This is a genomic window from Leptospira semungkisensis, from assembly GCF_004770055.1.
GTDB classification, from domain to species: Bacteria; Spirochaetota; Leptospiria; order Leptospirales; family Leptospiraceae; genus Leptospira_B; species Leptospira_B semungkisensis.
The window spans coordinates 617,850-636,790 of sequence record NZ_RQEP01000018.1 but is presented as its reverse complement, the minus strand read 5'-3'; the positions used below and the strand labels follow the sequence as shown (position 1 = coordinate 636,790).

The 18,941-nt window shown below is 42.5% G+C and carries 18 protein-coding genes; 1 reads left to right on the top strand and 17 read right to left on the bottom strand.

Going from position 1 to position 18,941, the window contains the following annotated elements:
* Window position 1: 1 nt before the first annotated feature.
* Window positions 2–352: an ArsR/SmtB family transcription factor gene (locus EHO59_RS14290; RefSeq protein ID WP_135589101.1), complete on the bottom strand. Its 351-nt coding sequence runs from the start codon at window positions 350–352 to the stop codon at window positions 2–4.
* A gap of 171 nt (window positions 353–523) precedes the next feature.
* Here EHO59_RS14290 and EHO59_RS14285 point away from each other — a divergent pair, with 171 nt between their 5' ends.
* Entirely contained in the window at window positions 524–1,897 is a 1,374-nt protein-coding gene (locus EHO59_RS14285) for a hypothetical protein (protein WP_135589100.1), read from the top strand.
* 112 nt (window positions 1,898–2,009) lie between these two features.
* Here the strand turns inward: EHO59_RS14285 and EHO59_RS14280 are convergent, their stop codons facing one another.
* From EHO59_RS14280 to EHO59_RS14205, 16 genes are all read right to left on the bottom strand, one after another.
* Entirely contained in the window at window positions 2,010–2,621 is a 612-nt protein-coding gene (locus tag EHO59_RS14280; protein WP_135589099.1) for a beta-class carbonic anhydrase, read from the bottom strand.
* A 255-nt stretch (window positions 2,622–2,876) separates the two neighbouring features.
* Entirely contained in the window at window positions 2,877–3,551 is a 675-nt protein-coding gene (locus EHO59_RS14275; RefSeq protein ID WP_135589098.1) for a methionine ABC transporter permease, read from the bottom strand.
* The gene (locus EHO59_RS14270) at window positions 3,548–4,588 is read right to left on the bottom strand and encodes a methionine ABC transporter ATP-binding protein (RefSeq protein ID WP_135589097.1); all 1,041 of its coding nucleotides are present in this window, start codon (window positions 4,586–4,588) and stop codon (window positions 3,548–3,550) included. Before EHO59_RS14270 ends, EHO59_RS14275 begins: the two co-directional genes overlap by 4 nt.
* Window positions 4,567–5,394, bottom strand: a complete 828-nt coding sequence (locus tag EHO59_RS14265) for a MetQ/NlpA family ABC transporter substrate-binding protein (RefSeq protein ID WP_135589096.1) — start codon at window positions 5,392–5,394, stop codon at window positions 4,567–4,569. Before EHO59_RS14265 ends, EHO59_RS14270 begins: the two co-directional genes overlap by 22 nt.
* Window positions 5,395–5,632: 238 nt before the next feature.
* Window positions 5,633–6,511 (bottom strand): hypothetical protein, encoded by an 879-nt coding sequence (locus EHO59_RS14260; RefSeq protein WP_135589095.1) that lies wholly within the window; start codon window positions 6,509–6,511, stop codon window positions 5,633–5,635.
* A gap of 3 nt (window positions 6,512–6,514) precedes the next feature.
* Entirely contained in the window at window positions 6,515–7,831 is a 1,317-nt protein-coding gene (locus EHO59_RS14255; RefSeq protein ID WP_246052950.1) for an MBOAT family O-acyltransferase, read from the bottom strand.
* A 170-nt stretch (window positions 7,832–8,001) separates the two neighbouring features.
* Window positions 8,002–9,249, bottom strand: a complete 1,248-nt coding sequence (locus tag EHO59_RS14250; protein ID WP_135589093.1) for an adenylate/guanylate cyclase domain-containing protein — start codon at window positions 9,247–9,249, stop codon at window positions 8,002–8,004.
* An 82-nt stretch (window positions 9,250–9,331) separates the two neighbouring features.
* Window positions 9,332–10,360 (bottom strand): ATP-grasp domain-containing protein, encoded by a 1,029-nt coding sequence (locus EHO59_RS14245; RefSeq protein WP_425460236.1) that lies wholly within the window; start codon window positions 10,358–10,360, stop codon window positions 9,332–9,334.
* A gap of 54 nt (window positions 10,361–10,414) precedes the next feature.
* Window positions 10,415–10,963 carry a hypothetical protein gene (locus EHO59_RS14240; protein WP_135589091.1) on the bottom strand — a complete coding sequence of 183 codons (549 nt, stop codon included), beginning with the start codon at window positions 10,961–10,963 and terminating at the stop codon, window positions 10,415–10,417.
* A gap of 120 nt (window positions 10,964–11,083) precedes the next feature.
* Window positions 11,084–11,848, bottom strand: coding sequence for a phosphate ABC transporter ATP-binding protein PstB (gene pstB, locus EHO59_RS14235; RefSeq protein ID WP_135589090.1), 765 nt, complete (start codon window positions 11,846–11,848; stop codon window positions 11,084–11,086).
* Window positions 11,849–11,882: 34 nt separating this feature from the next.
* Window positions 11,883–12,827, bottom strand: coding sequence for a phosphate ABC transporter permease PstA (gene pstA / locus EHO59_RS14230; protein WP_135589089.1), 945 nt, complete (start codon window positions 12,825–12,827; stop codon window positions 11,883–11,885).
* A 27-nt stretch (window positions 12,828–12,854) separates the two neighbouring features.
* Window positions 12,855–13,934, bottom strand: a complete 1,080-nt coding sequence (gene pstC / locus EHO59_RS14225; RefSeq protein WP_135589088.1) for a phosphate ABC transporter permease subunit PstC — start codon at window positions 13,932–13,934, stop codon at window positions 12,855–12,857.
* A 67-nt stretch (window positions 13,935–14,001) separates the two neighbouring features.
* On the bottom strand, window positions 14,002–14,841 hold the full coding sequence (locus EHO59_RS14220; RefSeq protein ID WP_135589087.1) for a phosphate ABC transporter substrate-binding protein: 840 nt from the start codon (window positions 14,839–14,841) through the stop codon (window positions 14,002–14,004).
* A gap of 173 nt (window positions 14,842–15,014) precedes the next feature.
* On the bottom strand, window positions 15,015–15,458 hold the full coding sequence (locus EHO59_RS14215; protein ID WP_135589086.1) for an LA_3150 family lipoprotein: 444 nt from the start codon (window positions 15,456–15,458) through the stop codon (window positions 15,015–15,017).
* 19 nt (window positions 15,459–15,477) lie between these two features.
* Window positions 15,478–17,157, bottom strand: coding sequence for a porin family protein (locus EHO59_RS14210; RefSeq protein ID WP_246052923.1), 1,680 nt, complete (start codon window positions 17,155–17,157; stop codon window positions 15,478–15,480).
* Window positions 17,158–17,454: 297 nt separating this feature from the next.
* The gene (locus EHO59_RS14205; protein ID WP_135589084.1) at window positions 17,455–18,777 is read right to left on the bottom strand and encodes a spinster family MFS transporter; all 1,323 of its coding nucleotides are present in this window, start codon (window positions 18,775–18,777) and stop codon (window positions 17,455–17,457) included.
* Between the last annotated feature and the right edge of the window lie 164 nt (window positions 18,778–18,941).

The window sequence follows — 18,941 nt, the reverse complement described above, 5'->3', positions numbered from 1 at the left end:
ATCAGTTTCTGGAAGAAAGAATGAGCCTCTTGCTTCTTCTTTCTTCCAACTTGGAACTTTCTATAATCGCTTCCAGTAAGCCTGGAAATCTTTTATCCATATCAGTTCTTCTTAATGTTAGGATCTTCTTTGTTCCTTCCATACGGGTATACGTCAGCCCGGCTTCTCTCAACTTAGAGATATGATAGGAGAGATTCGTTTTAGGAGCGTACTCTAAAAACGCAGAACACATCGCCTCTTCTACTTCCATAAGTCGGAGTAAGATCTTGCGCCGGATTGGATCGCTCACTGCCTCGAAAATAGACGTAAGTTCAATCTGTTCCACGCTTGGGTGGGATGGATGCTTGGACATAAAATTTTTTTTCCCTAAAGGTCTAATAGTTCAATAATATTTGAACAAAAGATTGACAAGCACTTTCTAAGTTTTATAGTTCAAGAATTATTGAACTAATTGCTGCCCTGTCTGGCAATCGAAGGCGGCAAGCCAAAAAGAAATTGCCAGGATCAAAAGGAGAACTCTGCAATGAACGGTCTCAAACTGATGCAGAAGGCGTTTCGGGGCTTATCCTTTCTTATAATTTCGTTCTTTATGATTCCCTCTTTGCTTGGAGATGAGGTTAAACTCAAGTCCGGAAAGATCTTAAAGAACCTGAAATTGGAGAAGGAAGCTCCCGATTATTATATTTTCACCCTGGAAGATGCGATCCCTGTCAGGATCCTAAAATCAGAAGTGGAATCGATCACCAATACCAAGGAAGACAAGGGCGGGCTGGTTCTAGAGAATAAGCCATCCAGCCCAGGTTTGCCTGCAGCTGGAAAACGAAATTACGATGTGGTATGGACCCAAGCGCTTACAAATGACGTATTCATTAACGGTAATAGCTTGTATGGGAACTCATTCGATAGAAGAGGAGATTTACGATATTCTAATATGCCTAAATCTCTCATTTTAGACACGACGGTGGTAATTCCTACGGCCTTGGAAGGATTGAATCTTACGATCCGGGAATATTCTCCTCTTACTGCTAGAACGAATCGAGATGTGGATAGCGTTTATCAGTCCCATCCTTATGGCCCTGCAGCTACTCCAGCTCAGATGGCTGCCGATCCAGGAACCTACCAACTTAGAAAAGAAACTAACGGTTTAAGAGAAGGCTTGGCTGGTCTCTTGAACTATAGATGGACTACAAATCGTTTGGGGGATTTTAATACCGGATGGATCTACTATGTAAATACTCAGCCTGACTTTGCTTTAAGTCTATTTACATTCGGTTGGACATTGCCTGTATTACAATATCTGCATCCTCATTACCAATTCAATATGAGGACCTCTTCGGAAAGGATTGGAGGAGCGAGTATAGGAGGGGAGAAGGACCAAGAATCCGGATATCCTACGAATGCGTTCAACGGTTCCACATTTCATAGATTCTCGATTAATCATGAATACGAAATAACTCAGGACTTGAAGATACAACCTTCGATTGATGTTGGTTATCAATACTATAATGATAATATTGATAGAAGGTCGGGAATTCGGAATATCGATTATAAGGTAACCTTAAAGTATTTAGGGATGATATTCTCGATTACAGACGTTTACAGACCAAATACCTATATGATAGACAATAGTTACTATTATCCTAATACGGTAGGCGGGCAAACTGTAGGAACTGTTCCGGGGGCGAATTTGGTCCAACCGTTGACCTCCAATACGAACGATGGATTGACAATAGATCCTTCTAAAGGATACGGATTGGTGAATCAGTATGTTTTGAACTCGATCATGAATTCATCTTTGGATCCAAACGTGAAACAAGCCTTAGTAAATAAGCACTTGGAACAAAGGATACCTTTGCATAGTATTATCTGGTCCTTCGGGTATACGATCCGAATATAAGGACGGAATTCTAATTTAAGAATATCTAATGAAAAGAACCGATACGGGATAAACATGGGCTTTATCCCGTATCGTAAAAGAAGTGAGGGTTTAGAGAAGATTCAAATACGAGTCAAGAAGCCCTGCCGATACGAGTCGCTTCTTCTACTTCCACCAACTTTCCGGTTTTCACATCATAATAATATCCGTAGATAGGGATATCTTTCGGGATCAATGGGTGCTTTCTGATACGGCTAACATCATCGATCACACTCTTCTCCAGATCCTCGAAAGTAAGGAAGGAAATATGAGCGGCTTCATCCGAGCCTCCAGATTCCTCCAAGTTTTTCCACCCGTTAGAGTCCACAGTCGCTGTCTTCAGACTTTTGGATAATAGGTTGCGAATGATCGGATCCGTAAATAGGGCCATCCCGCAATCGGTATGATGGATCACGAAAAATTCTTTAGTGCCTAAGAGTTTGTGAGAGATGACTAAAGAACGAATCGCGTCGTCGCTTGCCCTTCCTCCAGCGTTTCGGATAACGTGTGCGTCCCCTTCTGATAGACCTGCGTATTTGGCCGGATCTAATCTTGCGTCCATGCAAGTTAGAATAGTGAAGCTTCTTGCAGGAGGAAGAGCCAGTTCTCCCTTCTTGCCGAACTCGGAAACGTACTTATGATTAGCCTCGATCACATCTTGGTGATTCTTGCTAACTTCCTTTTGCAATATCGTGGTGTTTGACATGGTGGAAATTATATCCGTAATAACGGATTAAGGGTTTCAGATTTTAAGAAGAGAACGAAAAAGCGAATGGAACGGATCGTTCAGTTAGACGGATGAGCAGTTAATTTGCACGTGGGAACTGTGCGAGGAGAGACGAAACGGCCCCCGCCCTGGTTCGGGTGGGGGGAGTGGCCTGTGGGAGAAGCAAATTTCCAATACCAGAAAATCCTTAGTTTAGCAACTTCATTTTTCGATAGTTCCCACATGTAGGAACTGTTAGTCTCTGGCTCTCTTGTCGCTCCTTCTTCGGATCAAATCGCCTGACCATTGAAAGACCTGCACGAGAACCACTAAGACTAATACTGTGGAAATCATGATATCGTCTTCGTATCTATAGTAACCGAATCGGATGGCGAGATCTCCTATTCCCCCACCACCGACGATTCCGGCCATTGCGGAATAGCCTAACAAACTGATTGTGGTGACCGTAATTCCAGACAAGATCCCTGGCAAGGCTTCCGGCATGAGGACTTCCTTTATGATTAGAGGAAGGCTCGCTCCCGTCGAAATCGCTGCTTCTAAGACGCCTTCCGGAATTTCTCTCAGAGAGGTTTCGACTAACCTTGCTAAGAAGGGAATAGCTGCCACGGATAAGGAAACGGAAGCTGCCAAAGGTCCGATCGTAGTTCCCACCAAGAATTGAGTTAGAGGGATCAAGGCCACCAAAAGAATAACGAATGGCACGGAGCGGATCAGGTTTGCCAGACCACCTAATGTAGAATAGGCGATTTTATTTTTAAGAAACAGTCTCTTGTCTGTGAGATAAATAAGAAAGCCTAAAGGTATTCCGAAGACCAATGCTATGCTCAGTGAGATCCCTAACATTAAGAATGTTTGACCGAAGGCAACAGTCAGATCGGGAAGAAGGGATTGCCATTTTTCAAAACTCATCTGTAGATCTCCTCTACTTGAGCACCGTATCTGACAAAAGCGGAGCGGATCGTTTCGGTACTTGAATTGTCCTGTTCCGTTTCCAGATAAAAGACTCCGATCGGCTTCCCTGAAATATATTCGATCTTGCTATGTAGAATATTCGGAACGTAGTTCGTAGCACGGATTACTTTTCCAAGGATCGGCTCTGTCGCTACCTGATCTTTCAAAACGATTTTTAGAATTCTTCCCTTGGTCCTGGCTAAGGTTTCTTCTGGAATGGAATGATCTAAGACTCCTCCGGTAAGCTTCTTAGTGATCTCTTGCGAAGGATCTGCGAATAAGGAGTACGAAGATCCTAATTCGATCAATTTTCCTTTTTCGATAACGGCGACCGAATCACAGATCTCTCTTACTACTTCCATTTCATGAGTGACGATCAATATAGTGATTCCGAATTTTTTATGAATACTTTTCAATAGTCCTAAAATGGAACGGGTTGTCTCTGGATCTAATGCGGAAGTTGGCTCATCGCAAAGAAGAAGGCGAGGATGATTTGCAATTGCTCTTGCTATTCCGACCCTTTGCTTTTGCCCGCCGCTGAGTTGGCTTGGGTAGGAATCGATCTTATCCTCGAGACCGATCAATCTTAAAAGCTCGAGGACTCTCTCTTTGATCTGCTCCTTATTCCATCCAAGAGCTTTGAGGGGAAGGGCGATATTATCGAATACCTTTCGGTTCAGCACCAAATGAGATTGTTGGAATACCATTCCCACTTTGGAGCGATGACTTCTTAATTCTTTGCCGGATAAGTAGGAAACATCCCTACCTTCGAAAAGAACATTCCCTGAATCCGGACTTTCGAGTAAATTAGCGAATCTAAGCAGAGTGCTTTTGCCGGCACCAGTAGTACCAATAATCCCGAAAATCTCTCCTCTCTGAACCGAGAGGGAGATATCGCTGATTGCAGGATGTTGGGATTTCGGGAATGCCTTAAAGACATTCCTAAATTCTAATATAGTTTCGGGAATGGAGTTTACTTCTTCTTTCCAAACCATTCTGGTTTTTGGAATCCTTTAAAATCTTTGTCGATCACTTCTTCGAATTCTTTGGACTGGACAGCGGAAACGATATCCTTTGCAAATACGCTGTCCTTCTCGTCCTCGCGCACAACAATTATGTTTTTATGTTCTTCGGCTAAAGTCTCGAGAATAACAGCCTTTGTCAGATCCAATCCGGAAGCGATGGCAAAATTTCCGTTGATTGCGGAGAAATCCGTACTCTCCAAAGATCTGGGGAGTTGGGCTGCTTCAAGAGGAAGAAATTGGATCTGTTTTTTATTTTCCAAGATATCGTTCAGAGAAGCTTTAGTAGGGATGGCATCCGGATTTACTTTAATAAAACCTAATTCTTGGAAAAGCTTTAATGCTCTCAATTGATTTGTAGGATCATTCGGGAGTGCAATCGAACCTTTTTCTTTCAGATCTTTCGGATTCTTAGTTTTTCCTGCAAATACAGACATAGGTGCAGTCGGAACATTAACGATGGCGGCTAACTTCAACCCTTTGTCAGCGGTGAATTTTTTCAAATAAGGAACATGCTGAAATAGGTTCGCGTCTATATCACCTGACGCCAGTGCTAAATTGGGTTGGATATAATCGCTGAATTGCACGATCTGTATCTTATATCCCTTCTTCTCTAAATCAGGAAAGACTCCCTTTTTGAGAAGATCGCCGTAAGGCCCGGGGCAGATCCCGATTTTCAGATCCTTGCGATCGCCTGGCAGTTTGGGAGCTTCTTTCTTTCCGCAATCCAAAAGAAGGGAAAAGAGAATCAGAAATAATGAGAAAACCTTTGATTTCATCGAGCAATCAACCTCGCCGTGATATAGTTCCTACATTAACTCTGAAATTAACGTTAGGATTCCGGCAAGGATAATTCTATTATATTGGAAAATTTGGCTGCTATAGTGCAGGCGCGCGAAGAGGGCCCCCGCCCTGGTTTGGGTGGGGGGAGTGGCCCGTGGGAGAGCAAATTTCCCCTACCACACAATCCGCTTTTCAGCAACTTCAAATTTCAACAGTTCCCACATGTGGGAACTGTTACGGAAGTTCTTCTGCGTATTCTTTCAATTCTGCAAAGAATCGATTTGCTTCCGGATAAGCCAAATGAAGCGCGTCGCTATCCTCAAATGGGCCTCCTTTTGCGAAGTACCAAAGATACTTCGTTTCCGGAAAATGTGTCCGAGTAATTTCTCTGGTCCCGGTTTCTTTGGGCGAAGCAAGGATCTTGGGATGCATCGGCATTTCGAAGAAGACTGGCCGGATACCTTTCGCTTCCAACTGTAGAAGAAGAGAAGAAAGAGAAGACATTCTCTCTTCCAATTTCTTTTTTTCTACAGCAGCTCCATACCAGCGAGTAACTTCTTCTAAATGTTCTTCTTTTAGTTTTTTTTGAAGTTCTTCCGAGTTTGCAGTAGATGTTTCGTTCGCTTGTATCGGGATCTGTAAGCCAAGTATATTAGGAAGTTCTAAAATGACTCCGGAGAGAAAGTTGAACGGTTGCTTTTCAGAAAGGAGGACCGGAAAATTCCTGCGAGTAAAAACAAAGAACGGATCCGTATTCTCCTTTGCAAATTTGGAATTTTCCTGAACGGATAATTGATTCACTTCTATAAAGACATATTTGGGAGAAGAATCCGAGTGAGCGAGAACGGAAAGTCCTGTCAGGGCACCTTCTCCTACTAAGGAAAGATTGAACCAACCCGATTTTTCTGCAGGAATCATTCTATCCGACATAGAAGAGCCAGTGATAATATACTTAGCATCCCTTCCGGAAGTTAGGAAGGTCTCTACTCTGATCCGATTATGCTGCCACCAACTTTGCTTCGGGACTTTGGTCGGAGATACAAATTTTACTAAAATAGAATATATTCCCAAGAATAGTAAGAAGAAGAAAAAAAGTCTAAGGTAGAATTTCATAATTTAGAACTGAAAATAAATAAAGGACGCAGAAGGTCCGCGGTTCAATACGATTAGGAAGAGAAGAAATGAATATCCGATTACGGAAACCCATTCGTTTGATGCTTGCGTGGATCTTTCCTTATACCATCCATATCCATGATATAAAAACACCGGGATAGAAAAGAAAAGAAGGAAGGAGCAAAGTTCCCAGTCCGTAGCCAAGGCAATGTTGGAACCTATGAGCCCTAAATATTGTACTGCCTTTTCAAAATTCGGAAGCCTGAATAATAACCAAAGAAGCGAAACACAAAGGAATACGAAAAGTCCCTTTAAGAAAAACGTAATTTTATTTTTAGGCAGAGAGAAGGGAAAATTTTGTTCGAGGAATCTTTCTAAGAGTAATAATAATCCGTGACCGATCCCCCAGACCATATACCTCCATTCTGCTCCATGCCATAGGCCTCCTAAGGCCATTACTAAAAATAAGTTTATATAAGTTCTCAGATTCCCCTTTCTGTTTCCACCTAAAGGAATGTAGAGATAATCTCTCAGCCAAGTTGAGAGAGATATATGCCAGCGTCTCCAGAACTCTGAAAAGTTGGATGATATATAAGGAAAATTAAAGTTAGTCGGTAGCTGGTATCCGAAAAGTAGAGCGGTTCCTATCGCGATGAGCGAGTATCCTGCAAAGTCTGCGAAGATCTGCGCAGAATATCCGAAGATCAATAGGATCAAGGCAAAGGAAGAATGATGCGAATTGTACGGAAAATCGATCACGAAGGTTAGATCGTTCAAATTATCCGCGATTACCGTCTTTAAAAAATACCCGAGGATCAATATCTTAGTCGCGGATAACCAAGGGATATCTTTGAAATCCTTTGCTTTGATCTGTGGGAAGAATTCTTTGGCCTTTACGATGGGGCCTGCTACCAACTGAGGAAAGAAATTTATATAGAGTGATGATTTCAGAATAAGATTTGGATAAGAAATTTTCTCTTTTAATATCTCTGGCCCTATCCTATAAAAATCCACAACCATGCTGATCCCATGGAATGTATAGAAAGAGATTCCGATCGGCAAAGGAATGAGAAAGATCCAGTGAAGGTCGGTCCCTTGCGAGTTTCCTAAAAAGGTCTTAGCGAATAATCCACTGTATTTAAAAAAGAACAATACAGTGAGATTGAGTACTACACCGAGAGCGAGTACCGCTTTCTTGCTCTTGAAATCGGGTAACTGGATGAGATACACGATACTCGCATTCCAAAATATGGAAAACAAGAGTAGGATCAAAAGCCATGGATCAGAATAGGCATAAAAATAGAAACTTGCTCCTACCACGATTGCCAACTGAAATTTCTTTAAGAAGGGTAGGTAGTAGAGGAAGAAGGTGATCGAAATGAATATTAGAAAACCAATGCTGTTGAAATTCATGGAAAAGAAAACGAGTTGGTTTACGTTCTTTCCTATAAACTCCTAGTCAAGAAGCAATCATTTGGCCTGGAAATATTTTAAGATAAGGCCGGGATCTTACTCTCTTCCAAGTCAGAGGATCTAAGTCCTTTTACTAAGAACATTTCTATCTCTCCCTTGTTCTTAGCTTTTATCAATCCTCTAGATTCGCAGATGAAATTTTCTCGGACTAAATGAAATGTGTCTTTAGAGATATTCACTTCTCCTGGCAGACCCGAGCTTTCCATGCGGCTTGCAGTGTTTACTGTATCTCCCCATATATCGTAGGCAAATTTTTCTGTTCCTATTACGCCAGCTACCACGCTGCCAGTATGGATCCCTAACCTAAGTTCCCATGTAGGAAGTCCCGCCTTCAGTCGTTCTTCTTTGTGCCTGCGCATGAATTCTTGGAATTCCAATCCGCAATAGACTGCATCCATCGCATGAGTACGATTCGGAGTAGGGAGTCCTCCCGCAGCCATATAAGAGTCACCGATCGTTTTAATTTTTTCTAATCCATATTTCTTAGCGATCTTATCGAATTCCGCAAAGAAATAATGAAGCTCTCCCACCAATTGCTCCGGAGTCATATTCTCTGCGATCTTGGTGAAGCCAGCCATATCTGTGAACAATACTGTAACGCTATCATACTTCTGCGGTTGGACTGTATCGTTCTTTTTTAACTCGTCAGCTATGGATTCAGGAAGGATGTTCCGAAGAAGGTTGTCGGATTTCTTTCTCTCTATATTCAGATTCCTACTCAAAATAAAGATTAAAATTCCGGTTAGGATCTGAACGAAAAGAAAGTTTCCTCCCAGGTCCATGTATTCTGTATGCCTATCTTTTTGAGGCACAATGAAATTCGGATAGAAATATTCGAAGGTATATAGAAATGCCGTAACGATTCCATAGAACGCATATATCAGAATTATATTATGATTTTTTAATAAAATCGTCGCGATTACCAGGGCTGGGATAAAGTAATAATGATTTCCTCCGTTGGAACCTCCATGCAAGAACCAAAGAGAAGAGAGATAAAATAGAATCGTTAGATTCAAAGGCCAGAATAAGGAGTAGTAGATGCTCTTTACCCTGGAGAAATAATACATGATCAAGAGAATGAGGCCCGAGACGACGTTGAAGAATATGATCCTTGCGGAATATTCGGCCTCTTCTTCGAAAACGGATCCTACAATATTTAAGATCCCATTCACGAGAGAGATCGTGTTGAATAATCTATGTTCTAAGGAATTTTTCTTGGGATCCCCGAAGATGAAGTAAACGAGTTGAAGAATCTTCTGTTGCATGACTCCCTCCGAAAGAGGACGAGATAGGTAGTTTTAGCAAAATTCCTTTTGTTTGGAAACAAATTTTCGCCTTGCGAGCAGGCTAGCTGGATAGGTTAGATACGATCCTTCCCCCGAAATAGAATTTATATAATGCCTGAAAGATAGAAAACAGACCCGCTTTCTTTCCCTTTGATTCTCTGGAGATTTTAAATAGAATCTTCCATTGTTTGAATAGGATCTGGTATCTTTCCTTCCAAGAGAATCTAGGGTCGTAGAGATTCGTGGATTCTGAAGTGACTCCGTTTAATTCCACTATATGCAATCCTTTGCCCTCTAAAAATTCGGATAGGGAAGAGAAGCGTATATCGTATCTTCCAAAATAAAATCCTTCAAAAGTAGCTGAGATCTGATCGATAGCTTCTTCCAACTTATCAGTGATCCATTCTGAGCCGTCTAGAAAAAGAGTGCCTTGGCAATGATTCCCAGCTTCCGTAAGCTGTATGGATTCTCCTTTCTTCGGGACCTTCTTCCAAGCTTCTTTAAATCTGGATTGAAATGTTTCCTTTTGGAGATGAAAGCGAGGATGAGAATTTACTAATTCTTCTAAGCTGGAAGTCCCGTCTCCTGTTACTCTCGGAAAAACTTTCCGGGTAATGGAGAAGATCTTTCCTTTCGTTTCAGAAGGAAGCCTATAATAGAAGATCCCAACTTCGTAGGGTCCAGGATGAAATTCTTGGACGATCAGATCCACATTTGAATCTTTCAGAGACTCTGAGAGTTCTGATTCGTTGCGGATCTTTCGGACTCCCTGTCCTCTTTGTCCTGAGTCTGGCTTGAGAATGACAGGGAATTTTAATCCGAGTGCATTCATTTTTTCTAAAATGATTTCAAGGTTCTTGTCTTCTCTTTGGATCGGAAAGAATTTCAGGACAGAATTCGAATGGATTTGTTTTAGGATTTCCGATTTGGATTCTCCTACCAATCCCCCTAAAGGAATGCCTGGATTTGCTGCTGCGATGGATCCGAAACCCAAAGAAGAGATGCTTCCTCTTCGGATGGATCGTAAGGACTCGAATGCTATATAAGGAATGAGAGGAAGATATAATTTCCAAGTAGGCCAAAATTCCATGCGGTCTGATTGCCGCAATAGATCTTGCTCCGTCTGGGTCTCCAACATACGAACTTAAATTACCGGATCCCAGGAAAAATAAGACGACTGAGAAAGATTGTAATGCAGGGTCGAGATCGCAAACCCGAAGTTTTGCGGAATATCATAAAAATTTAATCTATGCTCCAAGGCTACCCGGATGATCGCCTCGTGATGAATCGTATGCTCTTGCACATACAAGAGCTCTCTTTCCCAAGAGGATTCAAGGATTTCTTCTTCTCCGGAGGAGGGATCTAAGATATGAGAAACTCTTACTGCTCCGTCCCAATCCCTTTTTTCGAATTCGGATATTAATTCTAAGATTCTGGATGATGTTATTATAGGAGAAGTTTCGTAGAGAGGATTACGCGCTCTGCTATCATAAGAGACGATTCCGGTCTCATGCCCGTTCAAAAGCGCCTCGGCTACTTCGACACAATGGCGAACTTGCTTGCCGACGCTTGCACCGGAAAGAAGATCCAGCGGAAGAATATAATTTCGATCGGGAATGCGATCTAATAATTCTGAAAGTCGATAGAATAATCCGGTTATGGATTGGAGTAGGGCAGGTCTCGTTTGCATCATCGGCTTAAACTTCGGTTTTCGCCAAGGAAGGTTACACGGCTGAAAATTTTTTCCAACCTATTTTTCCATTCCGATAAGGTTTTAAATTAGCAGAATGGAATGTAACAGAAATCGGAAAGATTAACCGAATTTACCGGAGATATAGTCTTCCGTTTCTTTTTTAGAAGGATCATGGAAGATCTTCTTAGTAGTATCAAATTCCACCAAGCGACCCATATAGAAGAATCCTGTATAATCGCTGACCCTAGTAGCTTGCTGCATATTATGCGTTACGATCACGATTGTATAAGAATCCTTGAATTCTGTGATGAACTCTTCGACTTTTTTAGTGGAGATTGGATCCAGAGCGGAACAAGGTTCGTCCATAAGGATTACTTCAGGATTCATCGCAATAGCTCTTGCAATGCAAAGCCTTTGCTGCTGTCCTCCGGAAAGTCCGAGAGCGCTATCGTTCAATCTTTCTTTGACTTCTTTCCATAGAGCAGCCTTTCTCAAGCTTTCCTCTACGATATGATCCATCTCGTCCTTCGCGACTCTGCCATTCAACTTCAATCCGAACGCGATATTTTCATAAATGGATTTAGGAAAGGGGAAGGATTTTTGGAAAACCATTCCCACTCTCTTACGAAGTTCCACTACGTTCATTAGGGGATCGTAAACATTGATCCCGTCTATCTCTAACTTTCCGTTTACCTTAGAGCCATCGATCACATCGTTCATTCGATTGATGGAACGTAAGAACGTGGACTTACCACAACCGGATGGTCCGATAAAGGCGGTTACCTTCTTTGCATGGATCTCCAAAGAGATATCATGCAATGCCTGATTTTCTCCGTAGAAAAAGTTAAAATGGCGGGATTTGATTTTTACTTTTGTATCTTTCATCTGCGATTTTCTCCTCGCATCTCTAAAAAACGTATCATACGTGAGCGCTGCCTCTTGCCTTACGGATTCTATATCGCAAGAAAGTCGCAAAGAAACTCATTCCGAAAGTCAGAGTGAGTAGAACGACAGTAGTTGCGTATTGCTTCGGCATGGCGGCGTCCACATCGGGCGATTGGGTTGCTAAAACGAAAAGGTGATATCCTAACTGCATGAACTGATCGGAAAGATGAGAAGGTAATTCCGGCAAAGAATAAACCACACCTACAAATAGAATTGGCGCTACTTCTCCTGCGCCTCTTCCGATCGCAAGAATGGCACCTGTGAGGATCCCTGTTACCGAATTCGGAAGAACCAGTTTCCAAATTGTTTGCCATTTGGTTGCGCCTAACGCAAGGCTGGACTCTCTCATTTCTCTCGGGATTCCTCTCATAGTCTCTTCTACCGAGATGATCACTACAGGTAGTGTGAGAATTGCGAGAGTCGCTGCTGCCCAGATCAGAGCCGGCTTTCCCCAAACTGGAGTGGTGTTCCCACCTACAAAGTCCATTCCCTTACCTATAAATTGAATGAAGAATCCAACTCCGAATAAACCGAATACGATGGAAGGAACTCCTGCCAGAGTATTGATCGCGAAACGGACCGTCATGGCGAACTTTGAATCTCTTCTGGTGTATTCAGAAAGAAAGATACCTGTTGCCGTTCCGATCGGAATGCTGAATAAGATCATTATAAAAACAAGATATACGGTCCCGTAAATTGCAGGAAAGATCCCGCCTTCCAAGTTATTATTTCTGGGGGCTTCTGTCAGGAATTCCCAACTCACCCCAGAAAGACCCTTGTAGAAAATATTCCCGAGCATGAGAAAAACCACAGAGAGAATCAATCCTGTGGCGATCATTGGGATCCCGACTGCAAGAATGGAGTATATTTTTTCTTTAATGACTCGATTGCGCTTGAGTCTGACTTTTTTCCATTTCAAAGGATTTTACCAAATAAGAATTTCATGTTAAGAGCCTTGAAACTTTTTCATTAGCTTCTTCTTTACATACAGTTCAGTAACCGCATTTAAGGAGAAGGTGAATAGGAATAAAAGCACACCTAAGAAAAACAGAATATTGTAATGTTCGGATCCCCAGATGACTTCACCCATCTCGGCTCCGATCGTTGCAGCAAAGGTCCTGCTTGGATCAAAGATCCCGAAAGACATCATCGGTGCGTTTCCGGTCGCCATAAGGGCGATCATCGTTTCACCGAAGGCTCTACCTACGCCTAATAATACTGCTGCAAATACTCCCGGCAGAGCCGCAGGTAACATAACCCTGTATGCGGTTTGCCATTCGGTTGCACCTAATGCAAGAGAAGCTTGTCTGTAGGATTGAGGAACTGTGCTAAGAGCATCTTCTGCCACTGTGAATATGATAGGAGTCACAGCGATAGAGAGTCCGATTCCTCCCGTAAGAGCATTCAATCGAAAGTCCAGATCAAAGGTTGCCTTAACGACTGTAGCCACATCCATTAAGCAGAAGAATCCGATCACAACGGAAGGGAAGTTTGCGAGCATTTCGATTGCAGGCTTTACTATTTCTCTCACTCTTCTAGGCACGAAGAATGTTATATTCAAGGCCGCCAAGACTGCGAGAGGCGCGCCGATCAAAATGGCTATGATCGTGGTCTTAGCAGTTCCTATAATCAAAGGAAGGATCCCGAATTTAGGAACGGAAGACACCGGCTGCCAAACCTTGCTGAGCAAATTTTCAAATAAAGAAAGCTTTTCAGGTTCCGGTTGAGAAGAAGTTTCCGTTTTAGAAGGAGCTAATGCTAAGCTGTCTCCATCCGGATTATACTCTGCCGGAGCACTTTCTTCCGGATTGTATTCGGAAGGAGCGGCACCTTGGGTAGTAGTGTTCGAATTCGGTTTATCAGGAAAGAATAAGGAAGATGCTTCTCTAAAAACGAAAAAGAAGATAAGGATGATAATCAGAATGGAAGTTGCCGCAGTGGCCTTGATGGAAGTTTCGGCGATTGTGTCGATTTTTCGTCTGCTCGGATGTAAGAGATACCTTAACAGAGGATCAATATTGCTCATTGAAAAAAGTCCGAGTTGCTAAATTTGATCCGTCGACTCCGAAACCGGAGCCGACTTTTAGGATCGATTACTTCTTTTTAAGAGGGAAGTATCCGACGTCCTTAACTACTTTTTGTCCGTCTTTCCCGATTACCCAATCCACGAATTTCTTGGTTTGGTCTTTGGGAGCTTCTCTCAGATAGAAATACAGATATCTGGAAATGGGATATTTATTAGTCAAGATGTTTGTTTCGGTTGGAAGTTCAGCTTTCTCGTTTGCATTTACTGCAACTGCCAAGTCCTTCACTCCGGAAGCATAAGCTGCTCCGCCGTATCCGATTCCCCATTTGTCTTTGGAGATCGCGTTTACAAGAGCTGCGGTCCCGACCATGTGCTGAACGGAAGCGTCAAAGTCTTGTTTTTCAAGAACGTGATCCTTGAAATACTCATAAGTTCCGGAATTATTCTCTCTGCTGTAGAGAACGATTTTGTGATCTTCTCCGCCTAATTCCTTCCAGTTGGTTACTTTTCCGGTGAATATCTTGCGAATTTCCTCGATGGTCAATTTGGCCAGAGGGTTTTTCTTATTCACATAAACGGAAAGGCCGTCGATCGCAACTTTGATCTCAATTCCGTTGGAATTGTATTTTTCTTTCAATTGTTGGATTTCTTGAGGTTTCAGAGGACGAGAAGAAGAGCAAATATCGGTGGTTCCATTGATTAGAGCCGCGATCCCAGTACCGGATCCCCCACCTGTAACCTGAAATTGTAAAGACTTATCAGGAAAAGTCTCTGTCCATTTTTGAACGAGGATCACCATCGTATCGGATCCCTTGATAGTAAGTGTCTTTTTCTCTTCCCCGGATACGGAAATTGAAGAAAGAGCCAAGCTAAGTAAGACTAATAGCCTTAAACCTATTTTTTTCATCAGTTTAATATTTCTCCTGAAGTGTTTGTTAAATATAAAATGAATTCGTTACGAACGAATTTCTCGAATATTACAATCAAAATACACCCGGTTCTATTGCATCATATTGCCGTTTCTGAGCAGTTTTGCTCGAACACGATCAATAAAACCGGGACAATGTTATCTGAATTGATTTAGAAACCGACTGCGGTAAGTATTTTAGTACCGCAGGCTCCACCTCCTTGGCCTAGGTTCGGATCGCAGGTGTATATTTTGAAATTCACCGTGCTTCCGTTGGTAGGAATTCCTGAACCAAGAAAACCGAGGGAACTGCAAGAAGAAGTAGATAGAGCAGACTTGCGTCTTTCTGTATCTAAAGAATGCCCGAACATTACTATATTATAATAGTTCGTAGGAGAAACAGTAGTGTTCATGCTTCCGCCTATGGTAAATGTGTCGTAACAATCTCCGGTATAATCCACGTTATTCGCTGCAAGTTCCACCACGATGATGGATCTATTTCCGTCGTCCGGGGAAGCAAATAAGGTAGATAGAATTCCGTCTTCTGTTTTTTGAGAAGCGCAGGCCATTAGGACCAGTCCTAAAGCAGCGGGAACGAATTTTAGTAAAGATTTCATAATATTCCTCCAATCTACCTTATTCTAATCTAGTATTTAAATGTTCTGGGCTGACAGTTCCGGTCCAGAAGGTAGCCTGCACTTGGAAGTAAAAGGTTTGGTTATTTACAACCGCAGGCTGTCTTGTGATCGGATCCACCGTCAGTCTTACGATGGGAATTTCATAAAAGATCTGTGCTTTAAGAAGATGTCTATCTCCGAACAAGTTCAGACCTACCCAGTAGTATTTCTTAATATCAGTATCTTCTATCTTACCGTCTCTGTTGAAGTCTCCTTTTAAGAAGTCATAACGGAAGACTGGCATGACATAGTATTTTTCCGCGAATTTGATATTATACCCTACAGTTGCCTGCCATCCACTCAGATTATTGGAGGCTGCCCCGGTAAAGGTAGTATATGCGCCGCTTAAGTAGAAGCCGTTCCAGCTAAATGTACCGTCATAAGTGTATCCTTTCAATCCCAGTCTTGGTTGACAAGCGCTGGTTTGGTAACTTGGAACAGTGCAATCATAAGTGCTGTTATCCGGAGTCGTTTGAGTAGTTAAAAGATATTGAGTAGGAGCTCCTCTCGGGATCGCACCGTCTACCGCTAAGGAAGAAGCTGGACCTGAGCTAAAGCTTGCATTCTTGGTTTGCATTGTAGCGGCTCCCAGAGAGAGTTTCGCATCGCTTTGGAAGATCTCTTCTCCTTCTTGCCAGCCTACATTCGCTCCATTTTCTTTTACGAGTCCACCAAAAACGTTCCATTGAACCCTTGCGAAATATAAAGGAGAGATCAATACAGGTTGGTTCGGTCTACCAGCAACGGTAAGATCCTGTCTTCTTCCTGTTCCGAAGTCACCACCGGCTCCATGACCGTTACTTGTCATAAGATCGATCGTAAGATGTTTTTCGTATTTACCTTCGAACACATCTTTCAAAGGAGAAAGTCTTAAGTTAACCCCTAAGTCGAACTGAGGGATCGCATTCGTCATATAAGAACGTTCTATTGCAACGAAGTTTGCAGAAGACATGAGATATTCTCTCTGGAATTGAGTAGGGATCTGTCCGAAGCTTACTCTCGCTCCCAATATCGGAAGGTTCACGAAGGTGAATGCCTCTTGGAAATAACCTCTTGCTTCTTTGAGAGAGACGCTTGTAACATCACCCGCCGTATTCTTGGACTGGGTTATGTAAGGAGCATTGAGCATGTTCTCACCCCTAAGGTTGATCAAAAGTCCCCACCAGGAATTTCCTTGGTACTGAACCCCTAAACGCAAACGGCGGAAGTTCCAGTCGACGGAATTGAAGTCGTCTTTTCCGTTATTGTAATTGGAACCGGTTTGGGCCGAGATCCCGCGGAACTGCATCCTACCTGTAATGGTAAGTTTTTCCTTTAGAAGATCATCCGGACGGTTCGTTAAATGATTCGGATATGGATTGTATTTTGGATCATTCTTATTGATGGCCTTATCCACTCTACTCTTGAATCTTCCAGGGCCAGGTTTGGTGAATAGTTGCCCGTCCTGGTCCTCATATATGGTATATTCTTCCACTTTTGGCTTTTCCGGTGCAGGCTTAGGTGCCTCTTGGGCCTGTGCCAGATTACCTTCCTGAGCCTGAGCAATTGCGGCTTGGGAAAATACAAGCAAGCCGGCAGGAATAAGGATGGAGAGAAGAGGTTGTAGGACCTCCCACTTCTCGTTCTTTTTTATCTTCATTTTCAGAGTTACCCTAGATTCGCTTCTTGGGCGTTTTACCCGCGAATTTCTGTTTTTACGTTCGGGTAACAGAATGGTTATATTTGGTTACAAAGCGATTACAAAAAGATAAGGATTCGGTCACAAACGCTCAAAATGGCCGAGAATAGGGCTATATTAGTCCCGATTTTTCGGGTAAAAATCGGGAAATGTTAACTCTCTGTTTCAGTTGTATTACGAGTTTTTAGGGGATTTTAGGCGCTAGTCGGATTAGTATATTATATTACTCTCATAAATGCATTGTTAAGAGAATTCGTTCTACTTTCCGCCGGAGACCATGTCCTGTTTCATTTTGGCTGCGTCCGAGGAGAAGCTTTTAGAGGCCAAAAATACGAAAATAGAGGTCAGAAAGACGGTAATCGGGATCAAATAGAGGGAATCATGTAGGCCGATCGCCTTAAATTGTTCGGACATTTCACTTGTTCCCGCTTGAAGCATTGCAGAATGGGTGAGATAGTCCGAGAACCAACCAACTACTGCCGGACCGGCAGCTCCACCTAACAGGTACATTACGGCGAAATATAACGCCATTGCTGTAGCTCTTAATCTGGGAACGATAATGTCTTGGATGGCTGGATAGACGCAGGTATAATAATTATAAGAGACTAACCAGCCTAAGCCGAACAGAAGGGAAAAGAACAATACCAATTCTTCGGATTGCATGAGAGCCAGCCATATTAGAATGGAAGAGGCAAACAAATTCACCGCTCCGAATAAGAGGCGACCCTTTTCAGATCTTTGGTGGATCTTATCTGCAATCCATCCTCCAGCAGTTAAACCGACCAAGCCGGTGATTCCTACAATGAAGCCAGTTGTAATTGCGGCTTTTACCAAGGTGAAATGATAAAATCTTTGTAGTAGAGAAACGAGGAAACTATTCACAGCATACGCTGCAAAGTTGAAAGTCAAACCGGAGAGAATGATCCACCACATTGTTTTTATTCCCAACACTCTTTGGATTGGTCGGTCCACCTTTTCTTTAGAGACTTGAACTGACTCTGCTGCTCCTCTTTCAGGTTCATGAATAAAGAAGAAGAAAACTGCTAATAAAATTCCCGGAATGGACGCGATAAAGAAAGGTGCTCTCCAACTGCCGAAGGCTTTTACAAGTGCGCCTATCGTAAAGAATGCGAGGACCAAGCCTAGTGGAAGTCCCAACATAAAAATACCGACTGCTCTTGCTCTCTTATGTGCGGGGAATAAGTCGCCGATCAAAGAATTTGCAGCGGGTGCGTAACTGGCTTCTCCTATGCCGACTCCCATTCGTACCAAGATAAAGGTGAAGTAGTTCCAAGCATAACCGTTGAGTGCAGTAAAAGCGCTCCAAATAGTAAGTCCCCATCCTATAATTCTTTTTCTGGAACCGATATCTGCTAAACGACCTAAGGGAAGACCCGCAATCGCATAAATGATCGTAAATGCGGATCCTACAAAGCCTAGTTGTAGATCGGAAAGATCCCATTCATGACGGATGGGCTCTATTATAATTGCTGGGATTGTTCTATCAAAAAAATTTAATAGATTCGCTAAAAAGAGAAGGAGTAGTATTCTCCATGCGTGTTTGGATTGATTTGCTTCCATAGTTCAAGATATCTCCCGAACTAGCGTTAGTTAAAATAACGCTAGGCATTTGTGAATTAAGCGAGCAATGAAAATAGAGAACTCGCTTAAGGTCCGCAATTTCAATGGATCGGTAAGAAAAAGCAAATCATAAAATTGTAATTCGAACGAGTGTTCTCGTATAA